General features: G+C 46.5%; 15 protein-coding genes. 7 read left to right on the top strand and 8 right to left on the bottom strand.

The genetic code is table 11. The annotated features are described in order from the left end of the window. Positions 1-81: 81 nt before the first annotated feature. From QUB70_RS10590 to rdgB, 3 genes are all read left to right on the top strand, one after another. Positions 82-1,506, top strand: coding sequence for a phosphoglucomutase/phosphomannomutase family protein (locus QUB70_RS10590; RefSeq protein WP_332980152.1), 1,425 nt, complete (start codon positions 82-84; stop codon positions 1,504-1,506). A 418-nt stretch (positions 1,507-1,924) separates the two neighbouring features. Further along, positions 1,925-2,545: a hypothetical protein gene (locus QUB70_RS10585; protein WP_332980151.1), complete on the top strand. Its 621-nt coding sequence runs from the start codon at positions 1,925-1,927 to the stop codon at positions 2,543-2,545. Between the two features lie 15 nt (positions 2,546-2,560). Beyond that, complete coding sequence (gene rdgB, locus QUB70_RS10580) at positions 2,561-3,151, top strand: RdgB/HAM1 family non-canonical purine NTP pyrophosphatase (RefSeq protein ID WP_332980149.1); 591 nt, start codon at positions 2,561-2,563, stop codon at positions 3,149-3,151. 139 nt (positions 3,152-3,290) lie between these two features. Here rdgB and QUB70_RS10575 read toward each other — a convergent pair whose 3' ends face one another. Continuing rightward, a complete protein-coding gene (locus QUB70_RS10575) occupies positions 3,291-3,629 on the bottom strand; it encodes a P-II family nitrogen regulator (RefSeq protein ID WP_265234570.1) in 339 nt (112 codons plus the stop codon). 724 nt (positions 3,630-4,353) lie between these two features. Here QUB70_RS10575 and QUB70_RS10570 point away from each other — a divergent pair. From QUB70_RS10570 to ilvB, 4 genes are all read left to right on the top strand, one after another. Then, a complete protein-coding gene (locus QUB70_RS10570) occupies positions 4,354-5,652 on the top strand; it encodes an MFS transporter (protein ID WP_332980147.1) in 1,299 nt (432 codons plus the stop codon). Positions 5,653-5,718: 66 nt separating this feature from the next. Continuing rightward, on the top strand, positions 5,719-6,789 hold the full coding sequence (locus QUB70_RS10565) for an AAA family ATPase (RefSeq protein WP_332980146.1): 1,071 nt from the start codon (positions 5,719-5,721) through the stop codon (positions 6,787-6,789). A gap of 2 nt (positions 6,790-6,791) precedes the next feature. Beyond that, the gene (locus tag QUB70_RS10560) at positions 6,792-7,661 is read left to right on the top strand and encodes a hypothetical protein (protein WP_332980144.1); all 870 of its coding nucleotides are present in this window, start codon (positions 6,792-6,794) and stop codon (positions 7,659-7,661) included. A 267-nt stretch (positions 7,662-7,928) separates the two neighbouring features. Next, entirely contained in the window at positions 7,929-9,764 is a 1,836-nt protein-coding gene (gene ilvB / locus QUB70_RS10555) for a biosynthetic-type acetolactate synthase large subunit (RefSeq protein ID WP_332980143.1), read from the top strand. 269 nt (positions 9,765-10,033) lie between these two features. Here ilvB and QUB70_RS10550 read toward each other — a convergent pair whose 3' ends face one another. The 7 genes from QUB70_RS10550 to QUB70_RS10520 all read right to left on the bottom strand — a co-directional run bounded on the left by QUB70_RS10550 (position 10,034) and on the right by QUB70_RS10520 (position 16,607). After that, positions 10,034-11,494 (bottom strand): NAD(P)/FAD-dependent oxidoreductase, encoded by a 1,461-nt coding sequence (locus QUB70_RS10550; protein ID WP_332980142.1) that lies wholly within the window; start codon positions 11,492-11,494, stop codon positions 10,034-10,036. Between the two features lie 363 nt (positions 11,495-11,857). After that, a complete protein-coding gene (locus QUB70_RS10545; RefSeq protein WP_332980141.1) occupies positions 11,858-12,100 on the bottom strand; it encodes a hypothetical protein in 243 nt (80 codons plus the stop codon). A 179-nt stretch (positions 12,101-12,279) separates the two neighbouring features. Beyond that, entirely contained in the window at positions 12,280-12,945 is a 666-nt protein-coding gene (locus tag QUB70_RS10540; protein WP_332980140.1) for a cytochrome c oxidase subunit 3, read from the bottom strand. Between the two features lie 76 nt (positions 12,946-13,021). Further along, a complete protein-coding gene (gene ctaD, locus QUB70_RS10535; RefSeq protein WP_332980139.1) occupies positions 13,022-14,683 on the bottom strand; it encodes a cytochrome c oxidase subunit I in 1,662 nt (553 codons plus the stop codon). A gap of 7 nt (positions 14,684-14,690) precedes the next feature. Continuing rightward, on the bottom strand, positions 14,691-15,476 hold the full coding sequence (locus QUB70_RS10530) for a cytochrome c oxidase subunit II (protein ID WP_332980138.1): 786 nt from the start codon (positions 15,474-15,476) through the stop codon (positions 14,691-14,693). 43 nt (positions 15,477-15,519) lie between these two features. Beyond that, complete coding sequence (locus QUB70_RS10525; RefSeq protein ID WP_332980137.1) at positions 15,520-16,125, bottom strand: DUF2231 domain-containing protein; 606 nt, start codon at positions 16,123-16,125, stop codon at positions 15,520-15,522. Further along, positions 16,122-16,607 (bottom strand): DUF2231 domain-containing protein, encoded by a 486-nt coding sequence (locus QUB70_RS10520; protein ID WP_332980135.1) that lies wholly within the window; start codon positions 16,605-16,607, stop codon positions 16,122-16,124. Before QUB70_RS10520 ends, QUB70_RS10525 begins: the two co-directional genes overlap by 4 nt. Between the last annotated feature and the right edge of the window lie 26 nt (positions 16,608-16,633).

The following is a 16,633-nucleotide window of genomic DNA, read 5'->3' as shown; positions in this document are numbered from 1 at the left end:
GCACGTTTATACTGGTTGCAATTCCTCTCGCCGCTAAACTTCGTTATAGCGGGAGCCTCCTTGCAACATTAAGGTGACTAAATGAATCCTATTAAATTCGGAACCGATGGCTGGCGCGGCATCATTGCTGACGATTTTACATTCGATCGCGTAGCGTTAGTCGCTCCCCTAGCGGCACAAGTTCTCGCACAAACCGGCAGCAGCGATGGCAGCAGCGGTACCGTAATTGTCGGTTACGACCGCCGATTTCTAGCTGAAGAATTTGCCAAAACAGCGGCTGTTGCCGTCCAAAACGCAGGATTTGACGTGCTGCTGAGCGAATCCTACGCCCCTACTCCGGCTTTCAGTTTAGCTGCCAAACAATTAAATGCTTTGGGCGCGATCGTCCTGACAGCCAGCCACAATCCCGGCGCATATTTAGGGTTAAAAGTCAAGGGCGGATTTGGCGGTTCAGTTTCGCCCGAAGTTACTCAACAGATAGAAGAAAAACTCGAAAATCCGGCGGCACTTTCAGCAAATCCTGGGAAATTGGAGAATTTCAATCCTTGGCCGGCTTACTGCAAAACCTTGCGGGAAATGGTAGATATTGAGGCGATTAAAGAAGCGATCGCCAGCGGCAAAATTACAGTATTTGTAGATGTAATGCACGGTGCCGCAGCCGGAGGATTAGCTCAAATTTTAGAAGAAACAGTACATGAAGTCAACAGCGATCGAGATCCGCTGTTCGGCGGCGGTGCACCCGAACCTTTGCCGCGCTACCTGTCGCAGTTATTCCGCGTGATGCGAACTCACCAGCGAAAAAGTGCTGGTTTGTCGATCGGATTTGTATTTGACGGAGATAGCGATCGAATTGCAGCCGTTGACTCTAGCGGCAACTTTCTCAGTTCTCAAATTCTAGTTCCCATATTAATCGAACATTTAGCAAAACGGCGCGGGTTGAGCGGGGAAGTCATCAAAACAGTCAGCGGTTCAGACATAATTCCCAAAATTGCCAAGCTGTACGACTTGCCATTATTTGAAACGCCGATCGGTTACAAGTATATAGCCGATCGAATGTTAACCACCCAAGTCTTAGTCGGCGGCGAAGAATCGGGAGGAATTGGGTACGGTACCCACATTCCCGAACGAGATGCTTTGCTGTCAGCGCTGTACTTGTTAGAAGCAGTTGTCAAATCCGGGGAAGACTTAAGCGAAATTTACAGCCGACTGCAACAAGAAACAAACTTTACCTCAGCTTATGACAGAATCGACTTGCACTTAGCAAATATGGAAGAAAGGTCGCGTTTGCTGTCGCTGCTGCAAAATCAACCCTTAACAGAAATCGCCGGCAAAGCAGTTGTAGATTGCAACAAAGTTGACGGATATAAATTCCGTTTAGCTGACGGAAGTTGGCTGTTAATTCGGTTTAGCGGTACTGAACCAGTGTTGAGGTTATATTCGGAAGCTGCCACTTTGAAAGAGGTGATGCAAAACTTGAATTGGGCGAAAACTTGGGCGAAGAATTGAGAAGAGTTTGCAACCGCAGATGAACGCAGATAAACGCGGATAGATCGATCTTAAACCTCTCTTTCTCTGCGTTCTCTGCGCCCTCTGCGGTTAAAAAAAATCTTTCTTGTTCACAAATCCAAAGTATTGTAGGGTGTGTCGCCGTTGAAAATCTCTAAATTCGACAGACAATCTTAAAGCGACGCACCTGACAAAGCTAATAAAATAAATCTGACACTTGTTTGTAATAATACTTTGTACAATAACATTTCTAAAAATTCTTGCTACCGTATATTTTTGGGTTTGTTTACAAGAGTTTTTGAAGATCCCAGGTGCGTCGCCATGAGATTGTTGATTTTTACTCAGAGATTTTCAATGGCGACACACCCTACGGCTAATGTTGCATGATTTTCAAGAATTGGTATAAATGGTATAAAAGATGGCTTATAGCGATTTCAGCCTTGCAAGAGTCAAAAAAGATTTTGGATTAACCTTGGATGAAACACGCAATTTATTTGCTGATACAAAACCAGTTTCACCATCCGAAATTTTAAGAACAATCCTGATTGATTATGTGCCGCTAGCCACTTTTATTTCCACAGAAAAAGCTCGCTCGGAATTTTTGATTGCCCCGATATTAGCAGAAGTTCGGCGATTGTCAAACAAACGAGTTTCTCTTTTTTCCGGTAAGGATTTTACTGTCGATCCAGAAAGAGGCTTGCAAGGATTTTGCGATTATATTATTAGCGGATCTTCAGAACAATTGTTCATCAGTGCTCCGGTTATAACAATTTTTGAGGCAAAAAAGGAAGATATCATTGGCGGTTTGGGTCAATGCGTAGCTGCAATGGTAGCGGCCCAATGTTTCAATCAAAACCAAGACACTGAGGTCGATCGCATTTACGGCGCGGTGACGACGGGAACTAACTGGAAATTCTTGATTTTGGAGGAAACTACTGTTTATATCGATCCGATTGAATACTATATTCAAGATGTTGATAAGATTTTGGGAATTTTGTTGCAACCTTTCTCCCAATCTTTTGTTAATATAGATCCGTAAGTTTTAACAGAAATAATGACCGATCGCAAATTGCTAGTTTTAGCTACCGGCAATCCGGGTAAACTCAAGGAAATGCAAGTTTATCTTCAGGATTTGGGATGGGAATTGGAACTAAAACCGGAAGAGTTGGAAATCGAGGAAACAGGCGAAACTTTTATTGCTAATGCTTGCTTGAAGGCGTCTGAAGTGGCAAAAGCAACCGGCCAATGGTCGATCGCCGATGATTCTGGTTTAATGGTAGATGCACTCGACGGTAGACCTGGGATTTACTCGGGGCGCTACGGGAAAACCGATGCTGACAGGATATCTCGACTTCTCAAAGAATTAGGCAACGAACAAAACCGACAAGCACAATTTGTTGGCGCGATCGCGATCGCCCGTCCTGACGGTACAATTGCCGTGCAAGTAGAAGGAATTTGCCGCGGCGAAATCCTGCACGCTCCTCGCGGTATCGGGGGTTTCGGGTATGACCCGATTTTCTACGTGCCCGCACAGCAACAAACTTTTGCAGAAATGACACCCGATATCAAGCGATCGCACTCTCACCGCGGCCGAGCATTCCAGGCTTTAATACCACAAATGGCGAACATTGTCAACCCCAACTGAGGCAAAAAAACAAAAACGGGGCATTGGAATTGGCAGTCAGACACCTGAACTGAACGCGGAAGAGGCTTTCTCAATTAATTACCAATTACCGACGATCGATGACCGATGCCCAATGCCCAATGCCCAATGCCCCAGTATCTTAGATTGCTTCCTGGTTTTTTTCCCCAGTCCGAATCCGGATAATTTGTTCTACAGGAGAGATGAAAATCTTGCCGTCGCCAATCTCGCCCGTGCGGGAAGCAGCAATAATTTTATCAACCACCATGTCAACCTGATCGTTTTCCACAACAATCTCGACCTTGAGCTTTTGCAAGAACTCCACGGTGTACTCAGAACCGCGATAGCGTTCGGTCATGCCCTTCTGACGGCCAAAACCTCTAACTTCAGAAACAGTCATCCCCACAATGCCAGCATTGACGAGCGCGATTTTCACTTCGTCTAGTTTAAAGGGGCGAATAATAGCTTCAACCTTTTTCAAGTTTCTCACTCCTAACATTAACTACTTTCGTTATATTACTTAATCGGCGTGACATCTTTTAATATCACAAAAAAAGCTCGGTAAGTGGGAAGCTCAGAGACTTTAGTCCTGAGAGGAAAGCGACCCGGCGATTTCAATCGCCTTGAATCCCCTCCGGCGAGGGTAGAGGGGTATGGTTGCCCCTCTGGTGAGGTATGGTTGCCTCGATCTCCCTTGCGGGGTAATGTTAGCTTGTCGGTCAATGTTATAAAGGCTTGTTAGGCTAGCAGCACTGCCTCAGTGACCTTAAGACTGTTTAACTACTAGCGACAGAGCAAGGGACTAGCTTCGCATCCCAGGGTGTCATGACCAAAATAACGTAGCCAGTTAAGGCGATAGCTGGTCAGTACAGCTTGCTTGATTTCTCTTACAAGCTCAGTGGCTTTAGCCCTGAGTTACTGACTACCAACACCAAGTATTTTGTCAAATATATTACCCTATGTTGTACTCGCGGTGAAATGCACGCCAATCTTAAACAATATTCTCGGATTTTCCGGGGGCGCGGGCTCTGGGCTCCGACCGATCGCGGTAGAGTTAAGAAGAGTGCAGGCGTCCCCCGCCGATCTGCTAAAACAGAAAAAGAACGCAGGAAACAGGAATTTTCCGGGTTTCCGCTTTGCTATGTGAGATTTGCACCTATTGCTGAAAACTATAATTGCCAGACGCGGTCAGTTAAACTATTCTTATGCACCCAGCCAGCCCTCCCCCTGACCGCAGCGGGCTTGATGCCCTACTGAGAAATCGCCCCTTCCTCGCCTTGTGGACGGGCCAGTTATTAGCCCAAGTGGCGGATAAAATCTTTTACGTATTGCTGATTATTCTGCTGAAAACAGGCGACTACCGACCCTGGCCTGTTTCTTGGCAGTATTCGGAAAATTCTATGCTGTCAGCGGTGATGATCGCCTACACGCTGCCGGCGATCGTCTTTGGTTCGGCGGCCGGTATTGTGGTAGACCGCTTTTCCAAAAAGCAAATGCTGATTGCCTGTAACGCGATCAGAGCCGTGTTGATTGTAGCTTTGCCGTTTTTGCCCAAAACTTTTGCCGTGTTGCTGGTGATTACGTTTTTGGTCTCTACCGTAACGCAATTTTTTGCTCCAGCAGAGGCCGCGGCAATCCCGCTGGCCGTGGGGCGAGAGGGACTGATGTCGGCAAATGCTCTGTTCGCCTCGTCCACAATGGGCGGGATTATTGTCGGGATGACGATCGGCGAACCGCTGTTTAGTTGGGTCAAACACAGCTTCGGAGCAGCTTCTCAAGAGTTTTTGCTGGGCGGGTTGTACCTGATATCTGCGGGTTTGATCTATGCCATGCGGATTAAAGAAACTCATGCCGGCAGCAGTGGCAAAAATGTCCATCCTTGGCAAGACCTCAAAGAAGGTTTGCGGTATTTGAAGCACAATCGCCTTGTCAGCAACGCGGTGGTGCAGTTGACCATTTTGTATTCCGTGTTTGCGGCGCTTCAGGTGCTGGCGATCGCACTTTCAGGCAAAATTGGTCTCAAAGAAACTCAATTTGGCTTTTTGCTGGCTGCTGCGGGAGTCGGAATGGTCTTCGGCGCGGCTTTTTTGGGCCACTGGGGCGATCGCTTCCACCAAAAACCTTTGCCGTTAATTGGTTTTTTGATGATGGGTTTTGTGTTGGCAATGTTTGCCTTTGCCAGAGTGTTGTGGGTGGGATTCGGATTGAGCGCTATGTTCGGTTTTGGCGCTTCCTTAATTAACGGCCCGATGCAAGCCCTGATTCAAGAAAAAACTCCAGAATCTATGCGGGGAAAAGTCTTTGGCTTGGAGAACAATGCGATTAATATTGCTCTTAGCTTGCCTTTAGCACTGACCGGGCCGCTGACGGATGCTGTCAGCAAAGCGGTGGGATCGGATGACCTCGGCTTGCGGATCGTGTTGCTGAGTTTGGGCTTTTTGGTATCGGTGATGGGGATGGCAGCTTGGCGACATACCCGCAAAGTCTTCCAGGATGCTCTGTGAATTTAGTCAACAGTCATCAGTCATCAGTCATCAGTCATCAGTCAACAAGCTTTAGAGACTTCCCAAATGAAAGTTCAATCTGTTGAGCTAAAGTATTTCAAGAAATTTCGGACTCCTCCGGTATTTGATTTCACCGATCCAGAAACTGGGTTGGCACGAAATCTGATTGTTCTAATTGGAATGAACGGCTCTGGCAAAACAAGTCTTTTACAAGCGATCGCAGCAACATTAGGTACGGCTACCGGACGATTACAAAAAATCCCTGACTTAGAATGGGCAGGGTTTAACTATGAATTGCTAGGAAACAACTGGGGAAGATTTCAACCTGAAGTCACTTTACAGGTACAGTTTTCCTCGCAAGAACTTGAAGCAGTTGCAGAGTTTTACCAAAAATTACAAGGGATGGGACACAATTTAACACTTCCTCCGGCACGAGAACATAGTGTGAAACTCAGATGGCGATCGCCATCTGAGCGAGTCCTAGCGGATACGGCTGCTGTATTATTTCAATTTAAAGGACGAGAATACGCTAAACGACTGCTTCGTTCTGAAGGCTTTCAGGCGTTTGAGCGAGTTGGCAGCGTTCTTTGGTACACCGAGCAAAGAACTGCAACCAGCCTAACGACAGAAGATCCCGAAATCCGACAAGAAATTACTGAGGATATTTTGCGCGATCGGCTATCAAAATGGCGACAGTTTCATCAAGATGTCGAAACAGGTAGAATTCAGAAACTGCGACCGGGACAAAAAGACTTGTATGCTGAAATTGAACGAGCTTACAAAGCAGTTTTTCCCGAACGCAGCTTTGAAGGCCCCGTCCCGCGCGAGAATATAGATGATATCCTGAGCGAACCTTGGTTTTATGTTTGCGACGGCAGAAATCAGTATGAAATTTCTGAGATGTCTGGAGGCGAACGAGCTGTCTTTCCCATCCTCATGGATTTTGCCAATTGGAACATTCATAATTCGCTCATCTTGATTGATGAAATTGAATTGCACCTCCACCCACCTATGCAACAGGCATTCCTTAGATCCTTGACTAAGCTAGGCAATAATAATCAGTTTATAATTACAACCCACTCTGATTATGTGGAGCAATTAGTGCCTGAAGCACACATTATCAGGCTAGAGGTGTAATTGTGAGTGTTGTCAGTAGCAAAATTATTTTCTGCGAAGGAAAGCAAAGAAGTTTGGATGCCCAACTGCTGGAGCGGGTTTTAGAAACACTACCAGCAGAGCGGCCTACAATTGTCCCCTGCGGCAGTAAATTTAGCTTTTCTTTATTTGCACAGGGTTATTTTTCCCGTCAAGAAATTGGCAGTCAAAAATATCTCGTTTTCCGAGATCGAGACTTCGATGCCAAGCCTTCAGAAGAGGTACGACTGATTCAATTAGACAGTCAATCCGTTTGGTTAACGCATCGAGCTTGCATTGAGAACTATTTCCTAGATCCTGACTTGATTCATGATTATTGGCGAGAAAAATATATCGAGAAGCAGGAAAATCCCATTTCAAAATGGGCACATAAAGACTCTCCAGGTATCGATAGGATTGCACAATGGATTGAAAATGCTGCAAAGAGCTTGCAAGACTACCAAGCTGTACGCTGGGCTTTAGGCGAGCTGTTGTTCTCAAGTCCAACGAGAACGCACCTCAAGACAACTTGGACTGGTGGTAGCGGTCTGCTTCCCTCGTCTTTAGCGCTACTAGATTGTCGAACTCAAGCTAGAGAACTAATTAACCAATTTAGACAAGCTGTCGAAACAGTTACACTAGATGGATTTGAAGCAAGCCTAGCTAATTATCACCAGCAATTTAGTCAATCAGAATTTTGGTCGCAGAAACAGTATGTAATCTGGTTTCACGGGAAAGATATTCAAAAAGAAATGCAAAAGCAAGAATCTCAATATATCTCTCTAAAAGCATTTTTTGATTGGGCTGCCAATCAATTGGACATCGATCGACATCTCGATCTCAGGGAGTTACGAAGTAAGATTGAGCAGCTATAACTGTCGATGTGACTGTTGAGGATGCGGAATGCGGGTTAGATGCGTGACGGTAGCGTATTTCCAGCTCAGCCCTATGGGGTTCTCCCGCGATCGGAATCTCCCCTGTCCCCCTCTCGGGTTCTAAAACTTCTATGCCCCAAGCCGATGTGTTATTCTCAAGTGTTGAGAATAATATCAACACTGCAACTTTTAAAGCTTCAATATTGAGAAAGAAGTAAAATGAAAGCATTAATCGTAAATTATAATTAGTTTAAGGAAGGAAATTCTGTGCAACTAAAAACTAAAGTGGCCGTCAGGCGTGCAACTGGTGGATTTGCTCTGATTGACAGCTTGATCCGCCACGGCGTCAAGCATATTTTTGGTTATCCCGGCGGCGCAATTCTGCCACTTTACGACGAACTCTACCGCGCTGAAGAAACCGGCGCTATCAAACATATTCTGGTGCGGCACGAGCAAGGTGCAGCTCACGCCGCCGACGGGTACGCCCGCGCTACCGGACAAGTTGGGGTTTGTTTTGCTACTTCCGGGCCCGGTGCAACTAATTTGGTGACGGGGATTGCGACGGCCCACATGGATTCGATCCCGATCGTAATTATTACCGGTCAGGTGCCGCGTCCGGCGATCGGCACTGATGCGTTTCAGGAAACTGATATTTACGGCATTACCCTGCCAATTGTCAAGCATTCTTATGTAGTGCGCGATCCGAGAGATATGGCGCGAATTGTGGCTGAAGCTTTCCACATCGCGAGTACAGGGCGGCCCGGGCCTGTGTTGGTTGACGTGCCCAAGGATGTCGGTTTAGAAGAATTTGACTATCTGCCCGTGGAACCCGGATCGGTGAGAATTCCGGGCTATCGCCCGACGGTGAAGGGAAATCCCCGGCAAATTAATCAAGCGATTCATTTGCTGAAGGAAGCAAAGCGTCCTTTGCTTTATGTGGGCGGCGGGGCGATCGCAGCCGGGGCCCACGAGGAAATTAAGGAACTCGCCGAGATGTTCCAATTGCCGGTCACAACAACGCTGATGGGCAAAGGTTCCTTTGACGAAAACCATCCTTTGTCTGTGAAAATGCTGGGGATGCACGGCACTGCTTACGCTAATTTTGCCGTTACCGAGTGCGATTTGCTGATTGCTGTGGGGGCGAGGTTTGACGATCGCGTGACGGGCAAATTAGACGAGTTTGCCGCGCGGGCGAAGGTGATTCACATCGATATCGACCCGGCCGAAGTCGGCAAAACTCGCGGCCCTGACGTGCCGATTGTCGGAGATGTCCGCCAAGTTTTGATCGATTTGCTGCGCCGCTGTCGGGAAACTGGAGTTTCGCCGAATCCCGGACAAACTCGGGAATGGCTGCACAGGATCGATCGCTGGAAACAGGATTATCCGTTAGTTGTGCCTCACTATCCAGACATTTTGTCTCCGCAGCAGGTGATTTGGGAGTTGGGTGCTCAAGCGCCGAATGCTTACTACACAACGGATGTGGGTCAACATCAAATGTGGTCGGCTCAATTCTTGAACAACGGGCCGCGCCGCTGGATTTCGAGCGCTGGTTTGGGAACAATGGGTTTCGGGTTGCCGGCGGCGATGGGCGCGAAAATGGCGCTACCCAACGAGCAGGTGATTTGTATTGCTGGTGACGCTAGCATCCAAATGAATATTCAAGAGCTGGGAACCCTAGCACAATACGGCATTAATGTCAAGGTTGCGATCGTAAATAACGGTTGGCAAGGCATGGTGCGGCAGTGGCAGCAAGCGTTCTACGGGGAGCGTTATTCGTCGTCGAACATGACTGTGGGGATGCCGGATTTTGTGATGCTGGCTGAGGCTTACGGCGTGAAGGGGATGCTGGTTTCGCGGCCGGATGAGTTGCAAGGGGCGATCGGGCAAATGCTCGCTCACAACGGCCCGGTGCTGATGAACGTGAAGGTAACGCGGGACGAAAACTGCTATCCGATGGTAGTTCCGGGTAAGAGCAACGCTCAAATGGTTGGTTTGCCCGATCGTAGCAAGTTGCACTCTGCGGAGTTGGTTTATTGTCCCAGTTGCGGCGCTAAGAATGTTTCCACCAATAACTTTTGTCCAGAGTGCGGGACAAAAGTTTAAGCAGGGACACGGCAATCCCCAAGGCGTGTCAACTTAAGCCGACCATCTGCCAGTCCGCCAGTCCCCCAAGGAATGAATCACACGCGGCTTTGAGGCAGGGGTTTTAACTTCTGTCGGACTGCGGGTTTAACGTTAAGTTGAACACGCCTTGGGGAGTGCCCAAGGCGTGTCAACTTAACGTCAAACGTAATACCGGTCTGCTGTTTGACAATTACCCAGATCCCCCGATCGCCCCCTGTATCCCGGCTTTACCCCTTCTGGAGAAGCCGTCAGGATTTCTGGTCTTTATTGTCATCACTTAGCATATTGAGCAATTTTTTGGCGACTATAGCGCCGACGACGACCCCACCAACCACTTGAGCAATCTTGACAGCTTGTTTTACCCCATCACCAGAATTGATATGTTCGTGGAATATCTCATCTTTTAGCCAATCTGTAGTGACTTTGAAGTTATGAACCGGAGTTGGCAATAGTTCTAGATAACTGCCTTGGCGAATCAGATGGCCGACTTCGCCCGTAACTTGAAAAACATCGTAAATGTTAGCAGCACTATTTTCTAACCCTAATTTTAAGAGGGTTCCGCGTAGGTTAACTCGAGCTGGTTTTGGCTCATGTCCTAATGCGATCGCTTTCAGATTATGCGCGATCGCGGCTCCTTGCTGATAAGCTACTTGGGCTGTGGGAGGAAGAGGTTTAGTATCGTTGTGTTCTTCAGAAGAGTGGGATATGAGTTCGGGATGCAGCTCTAAATGCTCGTACTCGCGACCCTCAACCGTTGATGATTGCACGTCCACCGCACAATCACCACCTGCAAAAACTTCTGGAAAATCGGGTAATTGTAAAGTGGGAGTAACGTGAACGCGACCGTGTTTGTCGCGGTGTTCGTCGGGAATCGACAATTTTTCAATCAGTGGATGTGTAGCAGTTCCACTTGTCCAAATCGCGGTAGATGCTGATAATATTTCAGACTTACCATCGCGCTTGTATTCAACTGAATCTCGACGAACAGCCGTCGCTTCTGCTCCCGCAATTAACTCTACTGGTACAGCGCGTTTTTCCAATTCCTGCTCTGCGGTTTCGCGGAGATGACTGTTAATATCACCCTTGAGAATTTCGTTGCCGTGATTGATTAGTACCACCCGAATTTCTTGAGGATTACCTCCCAATGCTTCATACCAGTGAGGTAGCAAATCGGCTAAAGTGGCGGCCATTTCCACACCGCTTGGCCCGCCACCGATCGCAGCTACAGTTAGCAGCCGGCGGCGCTGTTCGGGGTCTTCGATTTGAACGGCTCGCTGCAAGCAGTCGCGCAGGTGGCGATCGAGGGCGATCGCATTTTCTTGGGTGCGAAAATCAAAAGCATAGTCTTTGGCACCCTCAACGCCAAAATAGCCCGTAACGCTACCTAAACCTAAAACTAAGTTGCTGTAGTTGTAGCAGTCCCCGGAAGTTAATTTGACTTCCCGTTCATGGAGGTCGATCGATTGCACCGTATCTTGCACAAAAATGATACCGCTATCCTTAAGCAGTTCATCAAAACGCGGTACTACCTGATTAGCATCCATCTCGCCACTGAAATACTCGTAAAGTAAAGGCTTAAAACAAAAGCGTTCAGAGCTATCAATTAGGATGATGCTTCTTGGATAGTGTTCGTGCGCTAGATGCAAAGCTGTAAACAGACCAGTAAAACCACCGCCAACGATTACAGTCTGATAAATTGGGTTGTTCATGAGATCATTTTTCTCCAGTAATTGAGACTAACGAAATTGGGAATGAGAATTAAATATAGCGGTTCTCAGAAAGATGAGGTACGTAGTTGGGCTTGGGCCCTCTTAGTTTAGGGTTATATAAGCTGTCAGTCATACCTCATCTTTTTGAGAAATGCTATAACTTACAATTTTGATGTTCTTGTGGGATGGGCGTCCCGTCCAGAAAGGGCGGGCGGGACACCCCACTTTCAAGAGTGTAAATTATTTAATTCGCGATCCTTGAAATAAAAAAAAGTGAGACGATACTCATGTCCTACTTCCAAAGAAATTGCATTGATAGCTTTAGGAAATAACAGGTTAGTCAGAGCATTAACGCCATTTCTCCTATTCAAGTAAAAAGAAACCAATTAATCCAAAGCTGAGAAAGATAGCTAGAAGGATAGCGTGTTCAACTCTGGGGCTAATAATCTTGACAGCAATTACTAAAGTAATCGCCAGAAGGACAACGCCAACCTTCACAATGACCTGGCCGCTTTGATCGATCAATGCATCTTTTTGGACGGATTCAGCCAAACTGAAAAAGTAATTTGTGAAGATTGCTGGTAATTCTTGAGTTGGTAAATTCATAAAAAACCTCCTGGAAATTTATAAAGTAAGGTACGAGTACATTTGGTTCTAGCTGCAACAAAAGTTTTATCCATCGGCTTCTATTTCCAGTAATGTGTTTACAAATTCAAATCCCTAATCAAGCAATGCTTAAGTACGATTTGGCTACAAATAACCATTCATCTTAAGACTGCAAATTTCTAGGGTGGCCAGAGATAGATAAGTGAGAATAGGACAATCCAGATCGCATCAACAAAGTGCCAGAACAAAGTAGTTGCACTGACACCAAAGTGACTCTTGTTGTAATTGCCCCGAATGAAGGAACGAGAAAACATGAGCAACTGCAAGAGAATGCCCGTAAGAACGTGCAGCCCGTGGAAACCCGTCAGCAGGTAAAATGTGCCACCCATCAGCCCTGTAGTCAGCCGGAAGTTAAGGTTACTCCACTCGATCGCCACACCAACTAAGAAGTAAATTCCCATCCCAGAAGTCAAGGCCCAAAGCCAGCGAAATCTAATAATTTTCTGGCGTTTGAGAGCGTTTTCTGCGGCTTGGATAACAAAGCTACTGGAAAGCAGCACCACAGTATTAATAATGATAAATTTAGATAATTCTGGCCCTTTGATACCAGGCGGCAACCAGTTGGAATGGGTCAATCGTAGAGCAATATAGGTGAAGAAAAAGCTGAGAAAAACTAGGCTTTCCGACAGCAAAAATACGGTGACACCGAACATCCCTTTACCATGATGATCGTGAGCTATGCCGCCCCCAATTGGCAAGAATCTTTGCAACCAATTAGGGAAAGATTGTACTAGGCGATCGAAACGGATCGGGCTTTCATCTATATGATGTGTAGGATTTGGCATAACTCCGATGATTTGGGATTTGGGATTTTAAATTTTAGATTGAATAAAACTCCTCAATTACTCTTCCTCGCCCGATCTATTCTTTAGTAGCAGCAGCCTCTGGTATCGCTTTAGAGTTGTAATGATAAGGCGGCTCATTGACAACAGGAATTTCCTCAAAGTTCTCTCTCGGTGGCGGTGAAGAAGTCTTCCACTCTAACCCTGTAGCGTGCCAAGGATTGTCTGATACTTTTTTACCCAATAGCAAAGAACCCACCATATTGGCAATAAAAGGTAGTGTAGACATCCCCAACAAAAAGGCTCCTAAACTAGCAATAATATTCCACCCTTGGAACTGCGGATCGTAAGATGAAACCCGGCGCACCATACCCTGTAAACCCAGTGGGTGCATGGGGAAGAATGTAAAATTAGCACCGATAAAAGTTAAAAAGAAATGCACTTTTCCCCAGCCTTCGGCGTACATTCGCCCGGTTATTTTTGGGAACCAGAAGTAAATTGCGGCAAAGATTGCCATCGTGATTGTATTGTGGACGACGTAGTGGAAGTGACCTACCACAAAGTAGGTATTGTTGACGTGAATATCAAACGGCACTGAACTAAGCATGATGCCAGTAATTCCACCGAAAACAAACATCACCACACCTCCCAAGGCAAATAACATGGGGGTTAAAAGATGCAGTCTGCCATTCCATACTGTGGCAGTCCAAGCAAATACTTTGACACCAGTAGGGACAGCTACCAACATTGAGGAAACCATAAATAGTATCCGCATCCAATTAGGTGTGGCGCTGGCAAACATATGGTGTACCCAAACGAAGATGCTGACTAAACCAATTCCGAAAGAAGCGATCGCAACCGATCGATAGCCGAACAAAGGATTGCGAGAAAAGGCGGGGAGAATTTCCGAAAAGATGCCGAAAGCAGGCAGCGCCATCACATAAACTGCCGGATGGGAGTAGAACCAAAATAGGTGCTGATAGACGATCGGATCGCCATTCTCCAGGGGTTTGAAGAAATTTGTGCCAAAATTGAGGTCAAAAAATAACAGGACGATCGCACCCGTTAGGGAAGGTAAACAAATTAGTTGCAGCAACTGGGCGCTGAGAACTGTCCAAACGAAAATCGGCATCCGAAAAAACGTCATCCCTGGTGCCCGCATCCAGACGATGGTGGTGATGAAGTTGACTCCTCCCATAATCGATGAAATACCCAGCAGCATTACACTCAGTATCCAAATTGATTCGCCGTTGATGGGATAACCAGTTGGGTTTTGGAGGCTGATTGGCGGGTAAGACCACCAGCCAGCTTGTGCGGGGCCACCTTGTACTAAAAAGCTTGATAGTAGCAGGATACCGGCGGGGGGAATGATCCAAAAGGCGATCGCATTCAGAACTGGAAACGCCATGTCTTTTGCCCCAATCATCAACGGCACCAAGTAGTTGGCAAGACCAGCATTGAACGGGATAATCCACAGGAAAATCATCACCGTACCGTGTAGAGTAAATAAGCCATTATATAAAGAGCGATCGACTAAATCTGATTCGGGAGTAAGCAGTTCGCCACGAATAATCATCGCGAATAGCCCACCAATCAAAAAGAAAATAAAAGTCGTCACCATGTACTGAACACCGATAACTTTATGGTCGGTGCTAAAGCTGAAATATTCCCGCCAGTTGGTATCAGGTTCGCTGTGGCGATTTTCCGATTCTTCAGTAATTGGGATAGAGTTATTTGTCATATATTTTTTATTTACGGCTAGCAGCTTGAGACAGCCATTGACTATAAGTTTCACTTGAATCAACATATACATCCGCCACCATCAAAGCAAAGTCGGTGCCGCTGAATTGGGAATCGCGCAGGTGATATTTGCCGATTAGGGTGGGTGTTAATACCAGGTTAATGTTGCGGTTGGGGATGATATCTTGCTTTAACCGGAATTCAGGGACATAAAAGCCGTGAATCACATCTTGGGAATGTAATTTTAAGCGGGTACGTTCATTTACTTTTAGATGTAATTCGTTACTAATGAGATTATTTGGATAGCGGAAAGACCAAACCCATTGTTTCGCCAAAACCTCAATATTTTCAGCCACAGGTTGACTGGGGATTTTGACCGTTGCTGCGGCAGCAGGTTCTTCTAATAGGTGCAGATGCACGATCGGTTGTAGCCCCTCGATATCTAATTGTTGATAAATGCTGAAGCTTTGGGCTGCAAGCCATAAAACTAGGACAGTTGGGGCGGCAGTCCAGAGGATTTCCAGCCTCACATCGCTTCTGGCAGGATGACCGTGACTCCAATCTCCCTTGGGCGCACTACAGGTGAGAATTGAGTATCCGATCGTGCCTGCGATCGCCAAAAAGATGAACGTTCCCACCGATGTTAAAAAGCTAAATATGCGATCGACTCGTTGCGCTTCTGCGGTTGCCTGAATCGGCATCCAAGAGTAGGCGCGATCGCCAATCCAGCGGGCTATTACCATAATTACCGCGATAAAAACCATCAATAACAGCGCGTCGAAAATTTTCCTCATTGCATCCCCTATAAAATCGATTTTTCTAGTATCTTTCTCGGCATCATTTAAGTAGCAAATTGGGATTTTTACCTTGTCGGATTAAGCCCGCTGCTGTATTATGTATCCCGAACTCATCTCCCATCTGCGCTCCTAATGTTCCGTGAATAAACAGCAGTCCCAACATGAAAATACCCACCAATAAGTAACTCCACTGCACTTGAATAGTGGCATCTTTACGCCAGCGGTAGCGCTGCAACCCCCTCCATACGGTCATGGCAACGATCGCTGCTAATAGTAAAATCCCACCGATACCGTGCAACAGCATTGTTGTACCAGCCCCCAAACCCCAAGCACTCTTCATATTTGTGGGTGGGTTTGCCAGCATCATCTCAAAAAAGCCCGCCGCGACGGTAAAAAATGTGATAACAGCACTAGCTAAAAGATTGTACCAACCAACATCAAAAAAGCTGGAACGAATAGCAGTCAGAGCCAAAAATTTGAGGATTGGTTTTTCAAACCGAAACAGCGTTCCTGCAATATCAAAAATTATGGCAATAATGAATAAACCCAAAGTGAAATGCACTAGCTGCGGATGGATAGGAACCTCGTACGGTAATCCGTTCGCACCTAGCTTGAACCACAACCGATCGATAAGTTGCGAGTTCATTGTAAGACTCCATTCTTTGTTGCTTCAACTACGGGTTCTACGTGCAGCCCGTATACCCAAACTAACTGACTCCCTAAATATTGTTGAAAGAATACTAAACAAATTAAAAATGTTGCTACACCGAGATAAGCAACAGGTACTTTCAGCGGAGTGCGGGCGCGAATCGCGAATCGCCATGCGGTAATCGCGACAATAATTGCCGAAAGCGACCAGCCTGTAATTGTGTGCAAATTCAGTGTCGGCTTGACGGCTTCGTAAGGTTGGGCTAAACCAGCTTCAAACTGACCAAAGATAACGGCGAGGAAAATACTGACTGAAGCAACAAACATATTCCAGAAACTCACCTCTAACAAACGATGATTGCGGGTAAAATAGCCTACCACGTCGCAGAAGAAGGAAAAAAACACCATCGCGATCGCGAAATGGACGACGATCGGATGAAGCGGATCTGGGTAAGGTAGATTCGCATTATTGAGAGGCATCGCTTTCTCCTGTTTTACTGGACTTG

Origin of the sequence: Microcoleus sp. A003_D6 (genome assembly GCF_036702825.1) — a bacterium.
In the GTDB taxonomy this organism is placed as follows: domain Bacteria; phylum Cyanobacteriota; class Cyanobacteriia; order Cyanobacteriales; family Microcoleaceae; genus Microcoleus.
This window is presented reverse-complemented; position numbering and strand designations above follow the sequence as displayed.

Excerpts from the sequence above, each read along its gene's own strand:
- QUB70_RS10590 (WP_332980152.1), top strand. The coding sequence starts at position 82 with ATGAATCCTATTAAATTCGGAACCGATGGCTGGCGCGGCATCATTGCT.
- QUB70_RS10585 (WP_332980151.1), top strand. The coding sequence starts at position 1,925 with ATGGCTTATAGCGATTTCAGCCTTGCAAGAGTCAAAAAAGATTTTGGA.
- rdgB (WP_332980149.1), top strand. The coding sequence starts at position 2,561 with ATGACCGATCGCAAATTGCTAGTTTTAGCTACCGGCAATCCGGGTAAA.
- QUB70_RS10570 (WP_332980147.1), top strand. The coding sequence starts at position 4,354 with ATGCACCCAGCCAGCCCTCCCCCTGACCGCAGCGGGCTTGATGCCCTA.
- QUB70_RS10565 (WP_332980146.1), top strand. The coding sequence starts at position 5,719 with ATGAAAGTTCAATCTGTTGAGCTAAAGTATTTCAAGAAATTTCGGACT.
- QUB70_RS10550 (WP_332980142.1), bottom strand. The coding sequence starts at position 11,494 with ATGAACAACCCAATTTATCAGACTGTAATCGTTGGCGGTGGTTTTACT.
- QUB70_RS10545 (WP_332980141.1), bottom strand. The coding sequence starts at position 12,100 with ATGAATTTACCAACTCAAGAATTACCAGCAATCTTCACAAATTACTTT.
- QUB70_RS10540 (WP_332980140.1), bottom strand. The coding sequence starts at position 12,945 with ATGCCAAATCCTACACATCATATAGATGAAAGCCCGATCCGTTTCGAT.
- ctaD (WP_332980139.1), bottom strand. The coding sequence starts at position 14,683 with ATGACAAATAACTCTATCCCAATTACTGAAGAATCGGAAAATCGCCAC.
- QUB70_RS10530 (WP_332980138.1), bottom strand. The coding sequence starts at position 15,476 with ATGAGGAAAATTTTCGACGCGCTGTTATTGATGGTTTTTATCGCGGTA.
- QUB70_RS10525 (WP_332980137.1), bottom strand. The coding sequence starts at position 16,125 with ATGAACTCGCAACTTATCGATCGGTTGTGGTTCAAGCTAGGTGCGAAC.
- QUB70_RS10520 (WP_332980135.1), bottom strand. The coding sequence starts at position 16,607 with ATGCCTCTCAATAATGCGAATCTACCTTACCCAGATCCGCTTCATCCG.